The organism is Phenylobacterium sp. LjRoot97, assembly GCF_964254345.1.
In the GTDB taxonomy this organism is placed as follows: Bacteria; Pseudomonadota; Alphaproteobacteria; order Caulobacterales; family Caulobacteraceae; genus Phenylobacterium.
This window is the reverse complement of the sequence record NZ_CAXUTH020000001.1, coordinates 2,845,207-2,865,755: the sequence shown is the minus strand read 5'-3', so window position 1 is coordinate 2,865,755 and position 20,549 is coordinate 2,845,207. Positions and strand designations below refer to the sequence as shown.

Annotated in this window: 23 protein-coding genes and 1 other RNA gene; 18 read left to right on the top strand and 6 right to left on the bottom strand. The window is 68.0% G+C overall.

The annotated features are described in order from the left end of the window. Window positions 1-118 precede the first annotated feature (118 nt). Together ACSQ2H_RS14260 and ACSQ2H_RS14255 are read right to left on the bottom strand one after the other, a co-directional pair. Window positions 119-337, bottom strand: a complete 219-nt coding sequence (locus tag ACSQ2H_RS14260) for a DUF1289 domain-containing protein (RefSeq protein ID WP_436062048.1) — start codon at window positions 335-337, stop codon at window positions 119-121. 20 nt (window positions 338-357) lie between these two features. Next, window positions 358-780, bottom strand: a complete 423-nt coding sequence (locus ACSQ2H_RS14255; protein WP_436062047.1) for a PaaI family thioesterase — start codon at window positions 778-780, stop codon at window positions 358-360. A gap of 173 nt (window positions 781-953) precedes the next feature. On the opposite strand from ACSQ2H_RS14255, the gene ACSQ2H_RS14250 reads away from it, so the two are divergent. Both ACSQ2H_RS14250 and ACSQ2H_RS14245 read left to right on the top strand, forming a co-directional pair. Then, window positions 954-1,271 carry a hypothetical protein gene (locus ACSQ2H_RS14250; RefSeq protein WP_436062046.1) on the top strand — a complete coding sequence of 106 codons (318 nt, stop codon included), beginning with the start codon at window positions 954-956 and terminating at the stop codon, window positions 1,269-1,271. Between the two features lie 152 nt (window positions 1,272-1,423). Next, a complete protein-coding gene (locus ACSQ2H_RS14245; RefSeq protein ID WP_436062045.1) occupies window positions 1,424-2,881 on the top strand; it encodes a phospholipase D-like domain-containing protein in 1,458 nt (485 codons plus the stop codon). On the opposite strand, the gene ACSQ2H_RS14240 is transcribed toward ACSQ2H_RS14245, so the two are convergent. After that, window positions 2,868-3,599 (bottom strand): endonuclease/exonuclease/phosphatase family protein, encoded by a 732-nt coding sequence (locus tag ACSQ2H_RS14240; RefSeq protein ID WP_436062044.1) that lies wholly within the window; start codon window positions 3,597-3,599, stop codon window positions 2,868-2,870. The genes ACSQ2H_RS14245 and ACSQ2H_RS14240 overlap by 14 nt on opposite strands. Window positions 3,600-3,706: 107 nt before the next feature. On the opposite strand from ACSQ2H_RS14240, the gene ACSQ2H_RS14235 reads away from it, so the two are divergent. The 3 genes from ACSQ2H_RS14235 to ACSQ2H_RS14225 all read left to right on the top strand — a co-directional run bounded on the left by ACSQ2H_RS14235 (window position 3,707) and on the right by ACSQ2H_RS14225 (window position 6,838). Beyond that, complete coding sequence (locus ACSQ2H_RS14235; RefSeq protein ID WP_436062043.1) at window positions 3,707-4,288, top strand: energy transducer TonB; 582 nt, start codon at window positions 3,707-3,709, stop codon at window positions 4,286-4,288. Window positions 4,289-4,404: 116 nt separating this feature from the next. Then, window positions 4,405-5,607, top strand: coding sequence for an acyl-CoA dehydrogenase family protein (locus tag ACSQ2H_RS14230; protein ID WP_436062042.1), 1,203 nt, complete (start codon window positions 4,405-4,407; stop codon window positions 5,605-5,607). A gap of 85 nt (window positions 5,608-5,692) precedes the next feature. Continuing rightward, complete coding sequence (locus tag ACSQ2H_RS14225; RefSeq protein WP_436062041.1) at window positions 5,693-6,838, top strand: acyl-CoA dehydrogenase family protein; 1,146 nt, start codon at window positions 5,693-5,695, stop codon at window positions 6,836-6,838. A gap of 60 nt (window positions 6,839-6,898) precedes the next feature. Here ACSQ2H_RS14225 and ACSQ2H_RS14220 read toward each other — a convergent pair whose 3' ends face one another. Further along, window positions 6,899-7,648 carry an exonuclease domain-containing protein gene (locus tag ACSQ2H_RS14220; RefSeq protein ID WP_436062040.1) on the bottom strand — a complete coding sequence of 250 codons (750 nt, stop codon included), beginning with the start codon at window positions 7,646-7,648 and terminating at the stop codon, window positions 6,899-6,901. 111 nt (window positions 7,649-7,759) lie between these two features. Here ACSQ2H_RS14220 and ACSQ2H_RS14215 point away from each other — a divergent pair, with 111 nt between their 5' ends. Further along, entirely contained in the window at window positions 7,760-8,188 is a 429-nt protein-coding gene (locus tag ACSQ2H_RS14215) for a VOC family protein (protein WP_436062039.1), read from the top strand. Here ACSQ2H_RS14215 and ACSQ2H_RS14210 read toward each other — a convergent pair. Beyond that, the gene (locus tag ACSQ2H_RS14210; protein ID WP_436062038.1) at window positions 8,185-8,766 is read right to left on the bottom strand and encodes a gamma carbonic anhydrase family protein; all 582 of its coding nucleotides are present in this window, start codon (window positions 8,764-8,766) and stop codon (window positions 8,185-8,187) included. The genes ACSQ2H_RS14215 and ACSQ2H_RS14210 overlap by 4 nt on opposite strands. 107 nt (window positions 8,767-8,873) lie before the next feature. On the opposite strand from ACSQ2H_RS14210, the gene ACSQ2H_RS14205 reads away from it, so the two are divergent. The 4 genes from ACSQ2H_RS14205 (at window position 8,874) to ACSQ2H_RS14190 (ending at window position 11,856) form a co-directional block, all read left to right on the top strand. Continuing rightward, window positions 8,874-9,767: a DMT family transporter gene (locus tag ACSQ2H_RS14205; protein WP_436062037.1), complete on the top strand. Its 894-nt coding sequence runs from the start codon at window positions 8,874-8,876 to the stop codon at window positions 9,765-9,767. After that, window positions 9,764-10,489, top strand: a complete 726-nt coding sequence (locus ACSQ2H_RS14200; RefSeq protein ID WP_436062036.1) for an N-acetylmuramoyl-L-alanine amidase — start codon at window positions 9,764-9,766, stop codon at window positions 10,487-10,489. The genes ACSQ2H_RS14205 and ACSQ2H_RS14200 overlap by 4 nt, the downstream gene beginning before the upstream one ends. Next, the gene (locus ACSQ2H_RS14195) at window positions 10,486-11,001 is read left to right on the top strand and encodes an N-acetyltransferase family protein (RefSeq protein ID WP_436062035.1); all 516 of its coding nucleotides are present in this window, start codon (window positions 10,486-10,488) and stop codon (window positions 10,999-11,001) included. The genes ACSQ2H_RS14200 and ACSQ2H_RS14195 overlap by 4 nt, the downstream gene beginning before the upstream one ends. Window positions 11,002-11,088: 87 nt before the next feature. After that, window positions 11,089-11,856 carry an SDR family oxidoreductase gene (locus tag ACSQ2H_RS14190; RefSeq protein ID WP_436062034.1) on the top strand — a complete coding sequence of 256 codons (768 nt, stop codon included), beginning with the start codon at window positions 11,089-11,091 and terminating at the stop codon, window positions 11,854-11,856. Between the two features lie 125 nt (window positions 11,857-11,981). On the opposite strand, the gene ACSQ2H_RS14185 is transcribed toward ACSQ2H_RS14190, so the two are convergent. Next, on the bottom strand, window positions 11,982-12,212 hold the full coding sequence (locus tag ACSQ2H_RS14185; protein WP_436062033.1) for a hypothetical protein: 231 nt from the start codon (window positions 12,210-12,212) through the stop codon (window positions 11,982-11,984). Between the two features lie 249 nt (window positions 12,213-12,461). Between ACSQ2H_RS14185 and rnpB the strand changes: the two genes are divergently transcribed. The 8 genes from rnpB to mraY all read left to right on the top strand — a co-directional run bounded on the left by rnpB (window position 12,462) and on the right by mraY (window position 20,545). Next, window positions 12,462-12,842, top strand: an RNA gene (gene rnpB, locus ACSQ2H_RS14180) — RNase P RNA component class A. 285 nt (window positions 12,843-13,127) lie between these two features. Then, on the top strand, window positions 13,128-13,595 hold the full coding sequence (locus ACSQ2H_RS14175) for a division/cell wall cluster transcriptional repressor MraZ (RefSeq protein ID WP_056020666.1): 468 nt from the start codon (window positions 13,128-13,130) through the stop codon (window positions 13,593-13,595). Next, entirely contained in the window at window positions 13,592-14,521 is a 930-nt protein-coding gene (gene rsmH / locus ACSQ2H_RS14170) for a 16S rRNA (cytosine(1402)-N(4))-methyltransferase RsmH (RefSeq protein WP_436062032.1), read from the top strand. Before ACSQ2H_RS14175 ends, rsmH begins: the two co-directional genes overlap by 4 nt. After that, window positions 14,518-14,841 (top strand): cell division protein FtsL, encoded by a 324-nt coding sequence (ftsL, locus tag ACSQ2H_RS14165; RefSeq protein WP_436062031.1) that lies wholly within the window; start codon window positions 14,518-14,520, stop codon window positions 14,839-14,841. Before rsmH ends, ftsL begins: the two co-directional genes overlap by 4 nt. Further along, the gene (locus ACSQ2H_RS14160) at window positions 14,838-16,592 is read left to right on the top strand and encodes a peptidoglycan D,D-transpeptidase FtsI family protein (RefSeq protein WP_436062030.1); all 1,755 of its coding nucleotides are present in this window, start codon (window positions 14,838-14,840) and stop codon (window positions 16,590-16,592) included. Before ftsL ends, ACSQ2H_RS14160 begins: the two co-directional genes overlap by 4 nt. Continuing rightward, on the top strand, window positions 16,592-18,046 hold the full coding sequence (locus ACSQ2H_RS14155; RefSeq protein WP_436062029.1) for a UDP-N-acetylmuramoyl-L-alanyl-D-glutamate--2,6-diaminopimelate ligase: 1,455 nt from the start codon (window positions 16,592-16,594) through the stop codon (window positions 18,044-18,046). Before ACSQ2H_RS14160 ends, ACSQ2H_RS14155 begins: the two co-directional genes overlap by 1 nt. Continuing rightward, window positions 18,039-19,436, top strand: coding sequence for a UDP-N-acetylmuramoyl-tripeptide--D-alanyl-D-alanine ligase (locus ACSQ2H_RS14150; RefSeq protein ID WP_436062028.1), 1,398 nt, complete (start codon window positions 18,039-18,041; stop codon window positions 19,434-19,436). The genes ACSQ2H_RS14155 and ACSQ2H_RS14150 overlap by 8 nt, the downstream gene beginning before the upstream one ends. Beyond that, window positions 19,436-20,545 carry a phospho-N-acetylmuramoyl-pentapeptide-transferase gene (mraY, locus tag ACSQ2H_RS14145; protein WP_183769398.1) on the top strand — a complete coding sequence of 370 codons (1,110 nt, stop codon included), beginning with the start codon at window positions 19,436-19,438 and terminating at the stop codon, window positions 20,543-20,545. Before ACSQ2H_RS14150 ends, mraY begins: the two co-directional genes overlap by 1 nt. Window positions 20,546-20,549 lie beyond the last annotated feature (4 nt).

Sequence of the window (20,549 nt, the reverse complement as noted above, 5' to 3'; positions counted from 1 at the left end):
CGCTTTCGGCTCACCGCGGGCCGTTTTCGGCCCTGTTCGGCGGGGACCTTACGCCGGCGGGGTTTGCAAGGCGTGAATCGAAGCTTGCGGAAAACCTAACTACAGCAAAGGTTTAAGGTTAAAACATTGCCAACTTTTCGGGGCGGATCTGGCCGCGGCGCGACGGCAGTTCGTCCATGATCCGCGCGCGATCCTCGTCGCTCAGCTTGGCCCATCCGGCGACCTCGCTGAGCCGGCGATAGCAGCCGAGGCAGAGCCCGCTTTCGCCATCGACGACGCAGACCTTGATGCAGGGGGTCTTAATGGGGGCGGGCGGTCTGGCGGGGGTGTCGGTCATGGCTTTCGGCGCGCGGCGGATCAGGGGATAGCGTAGGTGACGGTGGCCTGGGCCGCCAGCCGTTCGGGATGTTCGGTCCAGAGCCTAACGTCGCAGACCGCGCTGCGTCGGCCGAGCCGGAGCATGAGGGCCTCGGCGTGCAGGTCGCCGGGCTGGGCGCCGCGCAGGAAGTTCATCACCAGCGAGCTGGTCACGGCCATCAACTGATCGCCGATGTGCGCGAGAACCAGCGCATAGGCCGCGGTGTCGGCCAGGGACATGAGGTTCGGGCCCGAGATCAGCCGCCCAGGGCGCAGCATGCTGTCGTGATACGCCCGCACGAGCACCGCACGTCCCGGCGCGACCTCGGTCACCTTGGGGAAGTGGGCGTCCGATCCGTCGGGAAACGCGCCTCGAAGCAGGGCGTTGACCTGGGCGGCGTCAAGCTTGAGCGAAAGTGTCATGGCGCAGCTTCGCGTCGCTTCCCAATCATTACAAGATATTTATGTTGTGTAGTAAAGGTTTCGGATCATGACTTTAATTTAATCTACGAATACTAATCATTGCTGGGAATTCATTTGAGTGTTCGTGGTCTCGCGAGCAGTTTCCCCTCATTGAATTTCGAGGGAGATACGCCATGAAACTGTTCGCCATCGCCTTGACGTCCGTTGGTTTGCTGGCCGCGGCCGGTTCGGCTTCCGCCGCCATCAGCGACGTGGACTACCTGAAGGCCAACCGCTGCCGCGGCCTGGCCGAGTCCGGCATCGCCACCGTCGACACCGCCTCGATGGACGCCTTCATCAAGAGCGAAGGGCGCACCCGCAACGCCTTCGTCACCGATCGCGGCAAGACCGAGTTCGACAAGGCCAAGCGCGAAGGCAAGACCGACAACACCGATCGCAAGGCGCGCCTCGTCGCCGAGCTGAACGGCCCCTGCCAGGCCTACAAGGGCTAACGCCCGACCGCCTGTCGGACCCCACCCGGCAGTCGCTTCCCGACTGAGCGCCCGCGTCCCCCCGGCCGGGCGCTCTTTTCTTTTTGCCGCGGAACCAGGCTTGGCCGTACGCTTTGATGGGTGGAGGCCGTAGCTGGGCGAATGGGTCGGTGATGGATTTGTTGAGGCCCGGCGAGACGTGCTGGCGCAAGGAACGCGCGGGCCGAGCCGCCTTTCTGGTCGACACCGAGGCTTACTTCACCGCGGTCTTCGAAGCGCTGCGCAAGGCGCGCCGCTCGGTCCTGTTGCTGGGGTGGGGGTTCGATCCGCGCGCGCGGCTGTTCCCTGACGGCTTCGACGGCCCGGCCGACCCTGACGAGGTGGGGCGGATCCTGGTGGCGCTGGCCAAGGCGCGGCCGGATCTCGACATCCGCATCCTGATCTGGAAGTCGGCGCTGCCGATCGCCGCGAGCCAGCAGTTCTTTCCGCACAAGGCCCGCAAGTGGTTCCGCGGCACTGGCGTGAAGTTCTGGCTGGACGACCACGTGCCGTTCGGCGCCTGCCATCACCAGAAGGTGCTGGTGGTCGACGACGCCCTGGCGTTCTGCGGCGGCGGCGACATCAGCGTCGATCGCTGGGACACACCCGGCCACCTGGAGCACGACCCGCGCCGGATCATGCCCGATCAGCACCACCACGCCCCTCGCCACGAGGTGATGATGATGGTCGACGGCGCCGCCGCCGCCGCGCTGGGCGATCTGGCGCGCGAACGCTGGCGGCGCGCCACCGGCGAAGCGCTGCCCAAGCCGGAAATGTCGGACGAGGATCCCTGGCCCGCCTACGTCCCCGCGCATCTGAGTAATGTCGACGTTTCGATCCAGCGCACCGAGCCGACCTGGGACGAGCGTCCGGCCGTCACTGAAATCCGCCGCCTGACGCTGGAGTCGATCCTGGAGGCGAAGTCATTGATATATCTGGAGAACCAGTATTTCGCCTCGCCGCTCTACGCGGCGGCGCTGGCCAAGCGGCTGGCCGAGCCGGATGGGCCGGAGGTGGTGCTGATCTCAACCGGCCAGAGCCCCAGCTGGTTCGATCAGCTGACTATGGATCGCGCCCGTTCGAACATGCTCTGGCGACTGCGTGCGGCCGACATCTTCGGGCGGTTCCGAGCCTGGTATCCGACCACCCCGGCCGGAACCAAGATCATCGTCCATTCGAAGGTGACGATCATCGACGAGCATCTGGCGCGGGTGGGGTCGGCCAACCTCAACAACCGCTCCGGCGGCTTCGACACCGAGGTTGAGCTCGGCGTGCAGGTCGAGGAGGGCGGCGAGGAATTGACCATCGGGGCGCTGCGCGACCGGCTGATCGGGCATTTCCTGGGTTGCACCGGCGACGCCGTGGCCAAGGCTCGGGCCGAGCGCGGCGGCATGATCTCGGCGATCGATTTCCTGAACGCCGAGGGACGGCTGTCGCCGATCCTGCCGATGAAGCAGACGCCGCTGGGCGAGATCATCGCCACCTATCACCTCGGCGATCCCTATGGCGTGGGCGACTCCTGGCGGGCCAACCGGCGGCGGGACCTGCTCTACACCGAGGACCCGCTGCACACCCGGTTCATGCCACGCTGAAGTCCATGACCAGCGGCAGGTGGTCGGAGGCCGCGCGGGTCAGCGGGTCGAACGGCACGAAGACGTTTTCGACCTTGATGTCAGGGCTGACGAAGATGTGGTCGATGCGCAGCACCGGCAGGGCCGACGGGAAGGTCGAGGTCGGCGATCTGTGCGGCGACAGCCGCCGCGCCGCAGCCAGCTTGGCGGCCAGGGTGCGGTAGACCACCGACGAGCCGGTGGCGTTGAAGTCGCCGAGCAGGATGGTCGGGCCCTGGCGCATCGGGTGACCCAGCCAGGACGGTCCGGCCAGCCAGGCGGCCTGGAGCTGTTGTTCTCGCGGCACTAGGCCGAGATGGGTGTTGATGACCTGCACCGGGCGGCCTTCGACCTCGACCGAGATCCAGACTGCGCCGCGTGGTTCTAGCCGCGGGATCGGCGCGTAGCCGGGCAGGGGGCCGGTCTGGATCATCCGCTCGGGATAGGTGGTCAGGATGGCGTCGCCATAGAGCTCCTCCTCGACCCGCAGGGCCGGGTGGAAGTGGAAGGCCATCTTCAGGCGTCGCGCGATCTGGTGGGCCTGGTCGACGCCGCCGGTGCGGGCCCGGCCGACATCCAGTTCCTGCAGGGCGACGATGTCGGGTTCGAGCCGCGCGATCACCTCGGCGACTCGGCCGACGTCCAAGCGTCGGTCCGTGCCGACGCAGCGGTGGACGTTGTAGGTGAGAATGCGCGGCATGGGGCTAAGGGATGCACGCCGCGAAGGCGCGACGCAACGGCTCCAACGCTGGCGCAAGGCGAAGGTTCGCGAGATAACTCGTTCTGCTACTTTCGACGGAGGTGCGTTTGGTCACGCTACTGATGTTGGCGGCCGCTGCGGCTTTAGGCCCGGTCGAGGAGCCGGTCTGGGTTCGCCGTCCAACCGGGGCCGACATCGCCATGGCCTACCCTGATGCGGCGCTGCGTGGGGGACTTGAAGGTGCGGCGACCCTCGATTGCGTCGTAACTGAAGCCGCTACGCTCACTAGCTGCGTTCTGGTGACGGAAACGCCGAAGGGGGCGGGCTTCGGCGCGGCCGCTCAGAAACTGTCCTCAGGCTTCTTCATGCAGCCCCTGGATCAGAGAGGGCAGCCCGTCGCAGGGAGGCCGTTCAGACTGAACATCCGCTACCGGCTTCCAGCGGGAACTGTACGGAAGCTGCCTACGCTCGAAGTGCGGCGTCCCGGCATGCCTGCCGGCCGGATAACGCTGAACTGCCGCATCAATCCGCAGGCCGATCTCGACGACTGTCGGGTGGTGGGGCCGGAGCGCGGGCTTCGGGCTTCTGCGTTGGAGGTCGTGGGTGCGCTCAATGCGGCATCGCCTACGCCTGACACGCCCGACGACGGCACGCGGCGGGCGGAGTTCCTGATCGCCTTCACTAACTGAACCGCGATAAGTTGAAGTGACGTTGACGTAAGCGTCATCTTCACATCGTCACGCGACGCGCGTATGGTCCGCGGCCAACGACATACGCTGTAAATGCTCGCGCCTGGGAGCCGCCTATGAACCTCGACTTTTCGCCTGAAGACGCCGCCTTCCGTGAGGAGGCCCGCAGCTTCATCGCCCAAAACTATCCCAAGGAACTGCGCGAGAAGCAGGATCGCGGCGAAGAGCTGAGCAAGGAGGACTATCTCTCCTGGCACCGCATCCTGGCCAAGAAGGGCTGGGCGACGCCGTCGTGGCCGGTCGAGTTCGGCGGCACCGGCTGGACCCCGACCCAGAAGTACATCTGGTCGGAAGAGCAGGCCCGCGCCGACACCCTGGGCATCCTGCCGTTCGGCGTCTCGATGCTGGCGCCGGTGATCTACACCTTCGGCACCCAGGAGCAGAAAGAGAAGTTCCTGCCGGGCATCCGCGACGGCCTCGTGTGGTGGTGCCAGGGCTATTCGGAGCCGGGCGCCGGTTCGGACCTGGCCTCGCTGAAGACCAAGGCCGAGCGCGTCACCGGCGACGACGGCAAAGAGTACTACATCGTCAACGGCCAAAAGACGTGGACGACGCTGGGCCAGCACGCCGATTGGGGCTTCTTCCTGGTCCGCACCGATCCGGACGCCAAGCCGCAGTCGGGCATTTCGTTCCTGCTGATCGACATGAAGACCCCGGGCATCGAGGTGCGCCGCATCACGACCCTGGAAGGCGGCCATGAGGTCAACGACGTCTTCCTCGACAACGTGAAGGTGCCGGTCGAGAACCGCGTGTTCCACGAGAACCAGGGCTGGACCTGCGCCAAGGCGCTGCTCGCCCACGAGCGCACCGGCATCGCCGGCGTCGCCCGCTCGAAGCGCGGCCTGGAGAAGGTCCGCGAGATCGCCGGGACCGAGCGTTCGGACGCCGGCGGCCCGCTGCTGGCCGACGCGTTCTTCAAGCGCAAGGTCGCCGAACTGGAGATCGACCTGACGGCGCTGGAGTTCACCGAACTGCGCACCCTGGCCGGCGAAAGCAGCGGCAAGGGGCCGGGCCCGGAAAGCTCGATCCTCAAGATCAAGGGCACCGAGATCCAGCAGCGCCTGACCGAACTGGTGCTGGAAGCGGTCGGCCACTACGGCGCGCCGTACCTGCGCGACCTCGGCCACAACGCCAATATCGGCCCCGACTACGCCGACGGCGCGGCCGGCAACTACTTCAACATGCGCAAGACCTCCATCTACGGCGGGTCGAACGAGATCCAGCGCAACATCATCGCCAAGATGGTGCTGGGCCTCTAAGCGCCGATCGTCTTAAGTCACATAACAACGCCTATTTCCCGCCTGGGCCGGAGCGCCCGGGCGGGGTGATGCACGGGGAAACCAGATGGATTTCAGCTTCACCGAAGAACAGTCGATGCTGCGCGACACCGTCGCGAGCTATCTGGCCGACCACTACAGCTTCGAGCAGCGCCGTGACGCGCTGAAGGCCGAGCCGGGCTGGCGTCCGAACGTGTGGAAGGCCTTCGCCGAAGAGCTCGGCATCCTGGGCGCGCCGTTCGCCGAGGAACTGGGCGGCCTGGGCGGCGGCTCGACCGAGAACATGGTCATCATGGAAGAGCTGGGCAAAGCCCTGGTGGTCGAGCCCTACCTCGGCACCGTGGTGATCGGCGGCGGCTTCCTGAAGCATTCGGGCTACGCCGGCGCCAGCGACCTGATCGGCGGCATTATCGGCGGCGAGACGATCATCGCCTTCGCCTATGCCGAGCCGCAGGCCCGCTACACCTGGCAGGACCTGAAGACCACCGCCAAGAAGGACGGCGGCGGCTACGTCATCAACGGCCAGAAGGCCGTGGTCATCGGCGCGCCGTACGCGACGCACCTGATCGTCACCGCCCGCACCGGCGGCGGCCAGCGCGACGCCCAGGGCGTCTCGGTGTTCATCGTGCCGAAGAACGCCAAGGGCGTGACGACGCGCGACTACCCGACCGTCGACGGCTTCCGCGCCTCGGAAGTCACCTTCGAGAACGTCTCGGTCGGCGCCGACGCGCTGATCGGCGCGGAGGGCGCCGCCCTGCCGCTGGTCGAGAAGGTCATCGACGAAGCCATCGTCGCCACCTGCGCCGAAGCCTGTGGCGTGTTCCGCAAGCTGCATGAAGGCACGCTGGAATACACCAAGCAGCGCAAGCAGTTCGGTCAGCCGATCAGCCAGTTCCAGGTGCTGCAGCACCGTATGGTCGACATGTTCATCAACCTCGAGCAATCGATCTCGATGACCTACATGGCCGACATCAAGCTCAGCGACAGCGACGTCGAGCGGGCCAAGGGCGCGGCGGCGGCCAAGGTGCAGATCGGCAAGGCGGCCAAGTTCATCGGCCAGAACGCCATCCAGCTGCACGGCGGCATGGGCATGACCGACGAGATGGCCATCGGCCACTACTTCAAGCGCGCCACCATGATCGAGAGCGCCTTCGGCTCGACCGATCACAACCTGGCCCGCTACGAAAACCTGAGCCTCGGCGCGGCGGCCTAAGGCCAGCACGCACGGCGGATATCGAGGCGGCGTTCTTCGGAGCGCCGCCTTTTTCGTGGGTCAAAGCAAGGTGCGTTGCTGTGGTGGTGGCGTGGCCTGGGCCTCGATCTGCCCTCGATGGCGCAGTTCCGTTTCGGCGGTGAAGCGGAGATTGGGGTCCCGGTCCCTGGCGAAGGTCTGCAGGGCCTCGGCGCTGACGCTGGTCCAGGGCTTTCCGCGCTCGGACCCGGTCGGCACGCGCGGCAGCAGGCCCGGCTCGTCGCTCCAGGCCAACAGCTGCTCGACCGACGCCAGGTTCAGCATGTCGCGCAGATGGTGCGCTGTGACGTAGGCGTCGGGCATCGCCCGGTGCGCGGGCAGGCCGGTCTCGCGATCCAGGCCCGCGGGCATCCGCTCATAGCGCAGCGCCTGGTTCGAAAAGCTGGGAAGGTCCGGCCAGAGGCGCAAGGCGCACTTCCAGGTGCAGATCCACCGCGCTCCGCCGCTGAGCGCAGGCGTGCAATAGCGCTGTTCGAACGCGGCGCGGTGCGCGGCGAGCGCCAGCACCCCTCCAGCGGGCCTTAGGGCGTCGGGGGCGGCGTCCTTCCAGAACGGCGCGCCGGCGACGTCGGCGTCGATGATGTGGTGGATCGCCATCGTCGCCGTCGAGATCGGGCGGCCGGGATTGACGAACTTCGCGCCGCGTTCGTCGTTCAGGGCCCAACGGCCGGCGGCGTCCTGCACCACGTCCTGCCAGCCGATCTCGCACACCTCATGGGCGGAGGTCCCCGAGGTCTCCAGGTCGATGACGCGGACGCGGGCGATCGTCATCCCTCCAATATGGTCGCGTCAGGCGGGTCTGCCGGAAAAAGTTCGCGTCGGATGTCGGGACAGGCGCAGGTCGCCCGTCCTAGGATCAGATCCATCTTCAGGAGCGACCCCATGCGAATGATCTTTGTGAACCTGCCGGTGAAGAACGTCACCGCGTCCCGCCAGTTCTTCGGCGCCCTCGGCTTCGGCTTCAACGAGCAGTTCTGCAGCGCCGACACCGCCTGCATGGTGATCGACGAGAACATCTTCGCCATGCTGATCGAGCACGATCGCTTCAGGGACTTCATCACCGGCGACATCGCTGACGCCCACAAGGCCACCGAGGTCCTGACCTGCCTTTCGGCCGACAGCAGGGCCGAGGTCGACGGCTTCTTGAGCAAGGCGCTGAGCGCGGGCGGCAAGGCGTGGAAGCCGAACATCGATATGGGCCCGATGTACGGCTGCAGCTTCCAGGACCTCGACGGCCACGTCTGGGAGGTGATGTTCATGGACCAGGCGGCGATGGCCGAGGGCGCAGCGCCGGAGGCGGCGAACGCCTAGCCGAATAGGGCCGTCAGGCGCGCGACTTCCGCGGCCATTTCGCCGCGGAAGCTGTCCTTCGACCACAGGCGATAGTCGCCTTGGGCGTAGGCCTGGGCGTTGCGCCAGTAGAGGAAGGCGTTCAGCGCATTGGCGCGGCGGTTGTCGCGGCTCTTGGTCGCCGCGCCCGGCGAGCCCATGACGATGGAGTTCGGCGGGATCACCGTGCCTTCCTTCAGGAAGCTGCCGCCGGCCACGATAGACCCTGCGCCGACCACGCAGCCGTCCATGATCGTCGCGCCGATGCCGATCAGGCAGTTGTCGCCGATGTCGCAGCCATGCAGCGTGACATGGTGGGTGATCGAGCAGTTCTCGCCCACGAGGGTCGGGGTTCCCGAGCCGACGTGGACCATCACGAAGTCCTGGATGTTGGTTCGCCGGCCGATCACGACCTTCTGGCTCTCGGCGCGGACCACGACGTTGCACCAGATCGAGGCCTCGGGCGCGATCTCCACCGCGCCGAAAATCCGCGCCGACGGGTCGATCCAGGCCGAACCCTGGTCTTGGACGTCGGGGCCGAGGAAGGGGGTGGCGGTCATGTCTGGAACTCCGGGCTCGAACTGGAGGCCACAATCGGAGATTTCCCAAACGTCAGACAAGCGGCGCACTTGCCAAACGCGGTCCAACCGCGCCTAACCGCCAGGTCATGGCTCTTCGCGACTTCGCCCTCCTGGTCTTCGTCTGTCTGCTGTGGGCGACCAACAACATCGTCTCGAAGTACGTCGTCGCCTATCTGCACGCCCCGCCGCTGTTCTATGCGGCGGTCCGCTTCATCATCGTGGCGGCGGCGGTGTTCCCCTGGCTGCGCAACCCGCCGCGACCGCTGTGGCGGCTGCTGCTGATCGCGGTCTGCATGGGGGCGGGCTCGTTCGCCTTCATGTTCATCGCGCTGAAGACCGCCAGCCCGTCGTCGGCGGCGATCGTGAGCCAGCTGATGGTGCCGACCACGACCTTCCTGTCGTTCATCCTGCTGGGCGAGCGGCTGAACGGCCGTCGCCTGCTGGGCATAAGCCTGACCTTGGTGGGCGCCCTCGCCGTGATGTGGGATCCGCACGGCCTCACCCTGACCGGCGGCCTGGCGTTCGTTCTGGTGTCGGTGGTGCTGGGCTCGCTCGGCTCGGTGCTGATGAAGCAGATGGAAGGCGTCAAGCCGCTGCAGTTCCAGGCCTGGGTCGGCGTGGCCTCGGCCGCGGTGCTGATCCCGATGTCGCTGATCTTCGAGCCGGGCGGCGTCGAGGCCGGCTTGGCGATCGGCTGGCGGTTCTGGGCCGCTGTGATCTTCTCGGCCCTGGTGGTCTCGGTGTTCGGCCACACGGCCTATTACTGGCTGATCCAGCGCTACGAGGCGAACCTGATCTCGCCGTTGACCCTGATGACCCCGCTGGCCACCATCGGGCTCGGAGTCGTCATCACCCACGACCCGTTCGACGCCCGCATGGCCTTCGGCGCCGCGGTGGCGCTGGCGGGCGTGCTGATCATCGCCATGAGGCCCAATCAGATCATGCTGCTGCTGCTCAACCTGCGGGGACGGGCCCGATGAACTTCATTGAAGCCGTCTCGCCCAACTTCAACGAGCGCAAGGTCCCGCCGGACATCATCGTCCTGCACTACACCGGCATGAAGACCGGCGAGGAGGCATTGGCCTGGCTGTGCAACGAGGAATCTAAGGTCTCGTCGCACTACCTCGTCGAGGAGGACGGGCGCGTGTTCCGGCTGGTGCCGGAAGAACGTCGCGCCTGGCATGCGGGGGTTTCCTCCTGGAAGGGCGAGACCGACATCAACGGCCGCTCGATCGGCATCGAGATCGTCAATCCCGGCCACGAGTGGGGCTATCGCCCGTTCCCGAAGGCGCAGATCGACGCGCTGATCGAGTTGCTGACCGATATCCGCAGCCGCTGGGATATCGAGGACGTGCGCATCATCGGGCATTCCGACGTCGCACCGGCCCGGAAGATCGACCCCGGCGAGCTGTTTCCCTGGAAGACCCTGGCGCAGGCCGGCCACGGCCTGTGGGTCGAGCCTGACGCCGCGCCGGGCGCGCCGCTGTCCGAGGGCGAAGAGAGCGCCGGGGTGTTCGCCCTGCAGGCCGGGCTGACCCGGCTCGGCTACGACAGCGCGCCGTCGGGCAAGTACGACGCCGACACCGCGACCATCGTGAGCGCCTTCCAGCGTCACTGGCGGCCCGAGAAGATCGACGGCGTGGCCGACGGCATGACTCGCGCGCGGCTGATCGGCCTGCTGCGGGCGGCGGCGGGGACGTGAGCGAACCGGTGATCCGCGCGACCACCGCGGCCGATGCGGCCCTGGTGCTGGCGCTCTATCGCGCCGCCGCCGGCGGCTCGGGCGGCCTAGCGCGGCGGCCGGACGAGATGGATCTGGCCTATGTCGAGGGTTTCCTCGCCAAGGCCCAGGCAGGCGGCGTGAGCCTGGGCGCCTGGATCGACGGGCGGCTGGCCGGCGAGATCCACGCCTCGCGCATCGGACCGGACCAGTTCGCCCACGTGCTGTCGGATCTGACGATCGCCGTCGACCCGGCCTGGCAGGGCAGGGGCGTCGGGCGCGCGCTGTTCGCGGCCCTGTTCGAGGCGGCGCGGGCGCTCTCGCCGACCGTCACCCGCATCGAGCTGATGGCGCGCGAGGGCAATATCGACGCCATCCGGCTCTACGAGCGGCTCGGCTTCGTGATCGAGGGGCGGTTTGTCCAGCGCGTGCGCATGCCGGACGGCCGGCTGGAGGATGACATCGCCATGGGGCTGCTGCTGACGCCGGCTTGACGGCGGACGCGACGCCGGTCAGCAGTGCTGCCCACGAGTTTTCCGCCTTTCGCCATACCTATATTTCGAAATTGAGGGACGTATTCGATGCGCAATCTGTTCAGCGTTGAGGGCAAGGTCGCCCTGGTCACCGGCGGCAGCCGCGGCATCGGCGAGATGATCGCCCGCGGCTATGTCGAGAACGGCGCCAAGGTCTACATCTCCTCGCGCAAGGCCAATGTCTGTGATGGGCTGGCCGAGGAGCTGTCGAAGTACGGGACCTGCATCTCGCTGCCCTTCGACCTGTCGAACATGGACGGCATCACCGGCCTCGCCGCCGCCCTGGCAGAGCGCGAAGACAAGCTCGATATCCTGGTCAACAACGCCGGCGCCACCTGGGGCGCGCCGATCGACGAATATCCCGAGGACGGCTGGGACAAGACCGTCGACCTGAACGTCAAGTCGATCTTCTTCCTGACCCAGAAGCTGCTGCCGCAACTGCGCGCCGCCGCCACCCACGAAGAGCCTAGCCGGGTGATCAACATCGCCTCGGTGAACGGCATCGAGCCGCCGGCGCTGGAGACCTACGCCTATTCGACCTCGAAGGCCGGCTGCATCATGCTGACCCGCCACCTGGCCAAGCGCCTGGCCCCCGAGCACATCCTGGTCAACGCCATCGCGCCGGGCCCCTTCCAGAGCCACATGATGGCCGCGACCCTGGCCCGGGCCGGCGACGCCATCGCCAAGTCGAACCCGCGCGGCCGCATCGGCACGCCCGAGGACATCGCCGGCGTGGCGATCTTCCTGGCTAGCCGCGCCAGCGCCTACACCACCGGTACGGTGGTGCCCTGCGACGGCGGTTCGGCCGAGTTCTAACCTACGTGTTCGTCATCCCCGGCCGCGTCAGCGAGCCGGGGATCCATACACGCGAGCCTCGCGCGGCTAGTCTGGGTCTATGGATGGCCGGGACCTAGCGGCCCGGCCATGACGAGTTGTGGGGCTTACCCCCTCCGTCCTCTGCCGCCTGGGCGGATCGGGGCGGGCGACCAGCCGCCCTTGTCGGGCTTGTGCACGCCGCCCGGCTTGCCGCCGTTCTGGCCCGGTGGGCCGCCGTGCTGTTTCCTGGCCAGTTGCTGTTCAATGATCGCGCGAGCGCGCTCGGCCGGCGTCAGCGGCGCAGAGTCGGCTTCGTGATGGGGCGCAGGCGCGCCCGGGTCTTGGGGTTTCGGCATCATGTGTCCAATCGAGATGAAGCGCCCGCGCGTCTCGCGCCGCGGGTCGGGAGCAGGCGTCAGCCTGGGTTCCTCAGGGCCTCAATCGATCACAGCACACACGTTCGCATCCTCTGTTGGACGATCCCCTCGAAGCTAGGCGCGCGAGCGGTGATCTGCAAGCCGCGCGGCCAATGGGACGAATTGGGATGGAGCTGGCGGCGCGGGGTGCTTGACCGCGGCCGCGGGGCGGCCCACTTAGCGCGCGGACCAGACGGCCGGGCGATCGCGGCTGCTTTCGGGCAGTCGAGGAAAGTCCGGGCTCCACTATGACATGGCGGCGGGTAACGCCCGCCGGGGGCGACCCCAGGGATAGCGCCACAGAGAGCAGACCGCCTCGGTTTCGACCGGGGTAAGGGTGAAAGGGTGGGGTAAGAGCCCACCGCGGACCTGGTGACAGGGACGGCATGGCAAGCCCCGCCAGGAGCAAGACCGAATAGGGATTCCGCGCCCCGCAAGGGGTAGGGCCGTCATAGGCCTGAGGCGTCCGGGTAGGTCGCGAGAACCGTCCAGCAATGGACGGTCCAGAGGAATGATCGTCGCGCCCGTTCGCGGGCGGCACAGAACCCGGCTTATAGGCCGTCTGGTCCGTACTTCCCTCCCGCTTATCCACCGCCGTCCACAGACGGCGCGGCTATACTTAACAAGTTCGCTGTATGTTCTGTGAGTATCGCCTGTGGATGCATGTGGCGTGACCGTAACTTCTTTGAGATTCCCCGAAATTACGCCCTGGAGTCATTGTCTCCCAATTGATCCCATGTTAACCCAATCAGCATCCGTTAAGGATCAGCGGCGCGTCGGAGCTGGAGGCTTCGCGGGTCCGAAGCGGGGTGAAGTTGGCGGCTCGCTCGGAGCCGCGATCTGGGGCGCGGCGGGATGTTTCTCTCGACCTTCGAGAAACAAGTAGACGCCAAGCGGCGCATCGTTGTGCCGCAGGAATTCCGCGCGCTCGTCTCCGGCCCCTTCGACGGCATCGTCTGCTTCCCCTCGATCGAGGCCGACTGCATCGAGGGCGGCGGCCGGGCGCTGTTCGACCGCTACATCGCGCTGATGGACGAGATGCCGTTCGGCGACCCCGTGCGCTCGGCGATCGAGCTGTCGGTGCTGGGCGGGCAGGCGAAGATGAGCTTCGACACCGCCGGCCGCATCACCCTGCCTGAGCAGCTATGCGACCAGTTCGGCCTGACCGACTGGGTCGTGCTGGTCGGCCTGGGCGACCGGTTCCAGATCTGGGAGCGCGAGGCGTTCCAGGCTCATCGCGCCGCCCAGCGCGAGCTGGCCCGCGCCGGCCTCGCCGAACTGCGAGCCCAGCAGCGCGCGGCCAAGCTGGGGGCGGCTCAGTGAACGCGCCCCACACCTCCGTCCTGCTCGATGAAGTCATCGCCGCGCTCGAGCCGGCGCCCGGCAAGCTGATCGTCGACGGCACCTTCGGCGCGGGCGGCTACAGCCGCGCGTTTCTGGCGACCGGGGCGGACGTCGTCGCCTTCGATCGCGATCCGAGCGCGCGCAAGTTCGCCGAGGGCCTGGGCGAGCGCTTCCGGCTGGTCGACGGGCGGTTCTCGCAGATGGCCGACGAACTGGGGGAGGGCGTCGCCGACGGCGTGGCGCTGGATCTCGGCGTCTCGTCGATGCAGCTCGACCAGGCCGAGCGTGGCTTCTCGTTCATGCGCGACGGTCCGCTGGACATGCGCATGGGCGCCGACGGCCCGACCGCGGCCGACATCGTCAATACCGCCGAGCAGGCTGAGCTGGCGCGGATCTTCTATGTCTATGGCGAGGAGCGGCAGTCGCGCCGGGTCGCGTCCTTCATCGTTCGCCGCCGCGCCGAACAGCCGTTCACCCGCACGCTGGATCTGGCCGAAGTGATCGAGCGCGCCTTGGGCGGGCGGCGCGGCGCCAAGGTGCATCCGGCCACCCGCTCGTTCCAGGGGCTGCGCATCGCCGTCAACGAGGAGCTGTCTGAGCTCGAGGCCGGGCTGGTCGCCGCCGAGCGCGTGCTGAAGCCGGGCGGGCGGCTGGCGGTCGTGACCTTCCATTCGCTGGAAGACCGGATCGCCAAGGCCTTCTTCACCGAGCGCGCGGGCAAGACCCCGGGCGGCTCGCGCCATGCGCCGCCGGTCGAGGCCGGCGCGCCGCCGAGCTTCCAGCTGCTGTTCAACGGCGCCCGCGCTCCCGGCGAGGCCGAGACCGCGACCAATCCGCGCGCGCGATCGGCCAAGTTGAGGGTGGGGGTTCGCACCTCGGCTCCGGTATGGAAGGAGGCGGAATGAGTCTCCTTACCCGCAAGATTCGGGGCTTTCGGCTGGTCGACGTGGTCGCGCTGGGGGTTCTGATCGCCGTCATCCTGTCGGTCTACCTGGCCAAGACCATGGCCGGGCGCGAGCGCGCGGAAATCGCCTCGGTCGAAAAGCAGATCGACGCCGAGAAGGCCCGCATCCGCCTGCTGCAGGCCGAGGTCGCCCATCTGGAGCAGCCCTCGCGTATCGAGGCGCTGTCGACCGCCCATCTCGGCATGGGCCCGGTCGGGGCCAAGCACGAGACCACCCTCGACAAGCTGGGCGAAGTCGCCCTCGGGAAACCAAAGCCGTGAGCCTTGCTCATCCATCGTTCGAAGCGCCGGGCTGGCGCTGGCTCAAGGCCAAGGTCTGGGGACTGGAGCACGCCTTCGAGCGCGCCAAGGCCGCCGGCAAGGCCGAAGACGACACGCGCATCCGCATCTTCTTCGTGCTGGCGATGTTCGCGACGGCGTTCGCGGTGCTGGCGGTCGGCGCCACGCGCGCGGCGCTGTTCTCTGACGCCGGCCGCGGCGGCGGCTACGCAGCGCCGGTGGGCGCCTCGCGCGCTGACCTGGTCGACCGCAACGGCGCCATGCTGGCGGCCGACCTGCTGCACTACGGCGTCTATGTCGACCCGCGCGAGATCTGGGACGCCGACGAGACCCGCCGCGCCCTGCGCTCTGCCCTGCCGAACCTGAACCGTCAGCGCCTGGAGAAGGTGCTGAACGGCGAGCGCCGCGGCTTCGTGGCCGCGGGCCTGACGCCGGAAGTGCGCGCCCGCATCCATGCCCTGGGCCTGCCGGGCGTGACCTTCGAACCGGAAGAGCGCCGGGTCTATCCGCTGGGGACGACCGCCGCGCACCTGGTCGGGTTCGCCGACACCGGCGGGGTCGGCCTGGCCGGCGCCGAGCGGGCGCTGAATGACACCATCCGCGGCAATGCGGCGTCGAAGACGGCGGTAGCGCTGTCGATCGACCTGCGCGTCCAGGCGGCGCTGGAGGACGAGCTCTACAAGGCCGCGGCCGAGTTCCAGCCGCGCGGCGCCGTGGGAATCGTCACCAACGTCCACACGGGCGAGATCCTGGGGATGGCCAGCTATCCCACCTTCGATCCGAACCAGGTGGCCAAGGCCGACGACAACGCCAAGCTGAACCGCGCCGCCGCCTCGATCTATGAGATGGGCTCGACCTTCAAGGCGTTCACGGTGGCCATCGGCCTGGACACTGGCGTGGCCAACCCGTCGTCGACCTTCGACGCGCGCGTGCCCTATCAACTGGGCTATCGGACCATCAAGGACTACCACGCCGCCCGGAAGATCCTGACCCTGGTCGAGGTATTCCAGCACTCGTCCAACATCGGCACGGCCAAGCTGGCCGAGAGCGTCGGCGCCGAGCGCCTGAGCAAGTACTTCGCCGCTCTGGGGCTGACCAAGCCGGCCCGGGTTGAACTGATGGAATCGGCGCGTCCTTTGACCCCGCGCAAGTGGGACATGGATGCGGTCGCGTCGACCTCATTCGGTCACGGCATGAACGTCAGCCCGCTGGCGGTGTCGAGCGCCATGGGCGCGTTGCTGAATGGCGGCTATCTGGTGCCGCTGACCATCAAGAAGCTGGAACCGGGCCAGAAGCCGCAGGGGCAGCGCGTGCTGTCCGAGCAGACGTCGATGCAGATGCTGCAGATCATGCGCGCTAACGTCATCGGCGGCAGCGGCAAGTCGGCGAACGCCCCGGGCCTCAGTGTCGGCGGCAAGACCGGCACCGGCGAGAAGTACGATCCGGCGATCCGCGGGTACTCGACCCAGCGCCAGGTGTCTTCGTTCGCCGCCGTGTTCCCGACCGCTGGGGCGGTGCAGGAAGACCGCTACTTCGTGCTGATCCTGATGGACGAGCCGCACGGCACGGCCAAGACCTACGGCTACTCGACCGGCGGCTGGGTCGCCGCGCCGGCCGCCGGCCGCGTCATCGACCGCATCGCCCCGTTCCTGGGCGTCCAGCGCCAGCCAGATCTGATCAAGGTCGTGGGCGAGGGCTCGATCGCCGCCGGCCCGGTCTCGGACGGGCACTGATGGGCAAGACGCTTTCCCAGCTGGTCCAGCGGACCTTTGCGGCCGATCCGGAGGTGACCGGCGTCACCGCCGACAGCCGCAAGGTGAAGCCAGGCTTCCTGTTCGCGGCGCTGCCCGGCTCGAAGGTCGACGGCAAGGCGTTCGCCGCCAAGGCGGTCGAAGCTGGGGCGGTGGCCATGATCTCGGCCGAGGACCTGCCGGAACTCGGTGTTCCGGTCATCGTCACGCCCGATCCGCGCAGGGTCTATGCCCTGGCCGCGCGGGCGTTCTGGGGCGCGCAGCCGCCGGTCGTCGTCGCCGTCACCGGCACCAACGGCAAGACCTCGGTCGCCGGGTTCTGCCGCCAGATCTTCAACCGCCTCGGCCATCGGGCCGCGAGCATGGGGACCCTTGGCGTCCGGGCGACCGGGCCTGACCTCGATGAGCAGATCACTCCCGCCGGCCTGACCACGCCGGACGCGGCCGACGTCGCCGAACTGATGTCGGTGCTGGCCGCCAAGGGCGTCACCCGCCTGGCGATGGAGGCTTCCTCGCACGGCATCGACCAGCGCCGGTTGGACGGGGTGGAGCTGACTGCGGCCGGATTCCTGAACCTGACCCAGGATCACCTCGACTATCACCACACGATGGAAGCCTATCGCGACGCCAAGCTGCGCCTGTTCGAGGGGCTGCTGCCGCGCGGCGGAACCGCTGTGCTGAACGCCGACTCCGACGCCTATGGCGCCTTCGCCGCCGCGGCGGTCGGGGCCGGCCAATCGGTGGTGTCAGTCGGCGAGGCCGGGCAGGGGCTGAAGCTGGTCGGTCACGCCCCGACGCCGGAAGGCCAGGCTCTGAAGATCGAAGCCAAGGGCAAGACCTACGAGGTCGTGCTTCCCCTGGCCGGTGCGTTTCAGGCGTCCAACGCCCTGGTCGCCGCGGGGCTATGCATCGCGGCGGGCGAGCCGGTCGACGGCGTCATCGCGGCGCTCGGGACCCTGGAAGGCGCTGCCGGCCGTCTGCAGCGCGTGGGAACCGGCGCCAAAGGCGGCGAGGCCTATGTCGACTACGCCCATACGCCTGACGGACTGGAGACCGTGCTGAAGTCGCTGCGTCCCCACGTGGAAGGCAAGCTGATCGTCGTGTTCGGCGCCGGCGGCGACCGTGATCGCGCCAAGCGCCCGCTCATGGGGCTGGCTGCCGCTCAGCACGCCGACATCGCCATCGTCACCGACGACAATCCGCGCTCGGAAGTCCCGGCCGCGATCCGCGCCGAGATCCTGGCCGGCGCCCCCGGCTCGCGCGAGGTGGGCGACCGTCGCGAGGCGATCCGCGCCGGCGTGGCGCTGATGGGGCCTGGCGACGTCCTTGTCGTCGCCGGCAAGGGCCATGAGCAGGGCCAAACCGTCGGTTCGACCGTTCATCCCTTTGACGACGTGGCTGAAGTGGCCGCGGCGCTGGAGGCTGGGCATGTCTAAGCCGCTCTGGACGTCCGAAGAAATCGCCGCTGCGACCGGCGGCCGGCTTTCGGGGGCGGCCTTCACGGTCGACGGGGTCTCGATCGATACCCGCAGCATCGAGACCGGCGACCTGTTCGTCGCCCTAGCCGGAGTGCGCGACGGGCATGAGTTCGTCCAGCAGGCCCTTGCCGCCGGCGCGGCCGCAAGCCTGGCGTCGAAGAGCGTCGAGGGCTCCAGCGTCGTCGTCGCCGATACGCTCAAGGCCTTGGAACAATTGGGGGAAGCCGCGCGCGAGCGGTCTCCGCAGACGCGCCGCGGCGCGGTGACGGGCTCGGTCGGCAAGACCAGCGTCACCCAGGCGATCCGCGCGGGGCTCGAGCGCGCCGGCCGCGCCCACTCGTCGGTGAAGAGCTACAACAACCACATCGGCGTGCCGCTGACCCTGGCGCGGATGCCGCGCGACACCGAGCGGGCGATCTTCGAGATCGGCATGAACCACGCCGACGAGATCACGCCGCTGTCGCGCTTTGTGCGTCCGCACGCGGTGGCGATCACCACGGTCGGCCCGGTGCATGTCGAGAACTTCCCGGACGGCGAGATCGGCGTGGCGCGCGCCAAGGCCGAGATCTTCGCCGGCATCGAGCCGGGCGGCGTGGCGGTGCTGAACGCCGACAACAAGTGGTTCGAGCTGCTGGCCGAAGAGGCCCACAAGGCCGGCGCCACGGTGCGCAGCTTCGGAACCGCAAAGGAGTGCGACGCACAGCTGGTCGATTTCGCGCCTGAGCCGGGCCGCGCGGTCATCAAGGCGCGGCTGCATGGCAAGGCGCTGGACTTCCCGATCCTGCAGACCGGCTTCCACTGGGGCCCCAACAGCATGGTCGTGCTGCTGATGCTGGAAGCCCTGGACGTCGGCCTGGACGACAGCCTGGCGGCGCTGGGCGCGTTCGAGCCGCTGGCCGGCCGCGGCGCGGAACGGGCGGTCAAGCTCGCCGGCGGCGTCTTCACGCTGATCGACGAGAGCTACAACGCCAACCCGATCTCGATGGGCGCGGCGTTCGCCAGCCTGGGCGCGCGCAAGACCGACGGTCGCCGTATCGTCGCCCTGACCGACATGCTGGAGCTCGGCGCCGAAGCGCCCGCCTTCCATGCCGGCCTGGCCGAGCCGCTGGATGCGGCCAAGGTGGATCTGGTGTTCGCCGCCGGGCCGCTGATGAAATCCCTGTGGGACGCCCTTCCGCCGACTCGTCGCGGCGGCTACGCCGAGAGCGCGGCCGAGCTCGCGCCGCTGATCAGCGCGGCCGTGGAGCCGGGCGATCTGGTGATGGTGAAGGGGTCCAACGGCTCTCGGGCGGGCGCGGTCGCAGCTGCGCTGAGCGCGCTCGACGTGCGTTCGGGGGAGACGGGCTGATGCTCTACTGGCTGTATCAACAGCTCGCCGCGGACGGCTATGTGCCGTTCCTCAACCTGCTGAAATATCAGACCTTCCGCACCGGTATGGCGCTGTTCACGGCCCAGCTGGTGGTCGTGGCCATGGGCTCGCGCTTCATCCGCTGGATGCAGGCCAAGCAGGGCAAGGGGCAGCCGATCCGCGCCGACGGCATCGAGCGTCACGTGGTCGAGAAGGCCGGCACGCCGACCATGGGCGGGGTGATGATCCTCGCCGGACTTCTGGTCGGCACCCTGCTGTGGTCGGACCTCAGCAACGTCTATGTCTGGGCGGTGATCCTGGTCACCGCCGGCTACGGCGTGCTCGGCTTCACCGACGACTACGCCAAGGTCACCAAGCAATCGACCGCCGGGGTGTCGGGCAAGATCCGCCTGCTCATGGAGGCGGCCATCGCCATTGCGGCCGTGGCCCTGATGGTGATCTTCGGCACCAGCCCGCCCGAGACGCCGGAACTGTCGACCTCGGTCGCGTTCCCGATCTTCAAGCAGCTGCTGATGCCGCTCGGCTGGTTCTACCTGGCGTTCGGCGCCTTCATCATCGTCGGGGCGGCCAACGCCGTGAACTTCACCGACGGACTGGACGGGCTGGCGACGGTGCCGGTGATGATCGCGGCCGCCGCCTTCGGCTTCATCGCCTACCTCGTCGGCAACTATGTCTTCGCCCAGTACCTGAAGCTGCACTTCGTGCCGGGGGTGGGCGAGATCGCCATCTATTGCGGGGCCATGATCGGCGCCGGCCTCGGCTTCCTCTGGTACAACGCCCCGCCGGCCAAGATCTTCATGGGGGACACCGGCTCGCTGGCCCTGGGCGGCGGCATCGGCGCCGTGGCGGTGGCGACCAAGCACGAGATCGTGCTCGGCATCATCGGCGGTCTCTTTGTGATGGAGACCCTGTCGGTGATGATCCAGGTCGCTTCGTTCAAGCTGACCGGCAAGCGGGTGTTCCGCATGGCCCCGATCCACCACCACTTCGAAAAGCTCGGCTGGTCCGAGAGCACCGTCGTGATCCGGTTCTGGATCATCGCCGTGATGCTCGCCCTGCTGGGCCTCGCCACCCTGAAGCTGCGGTAAGGGG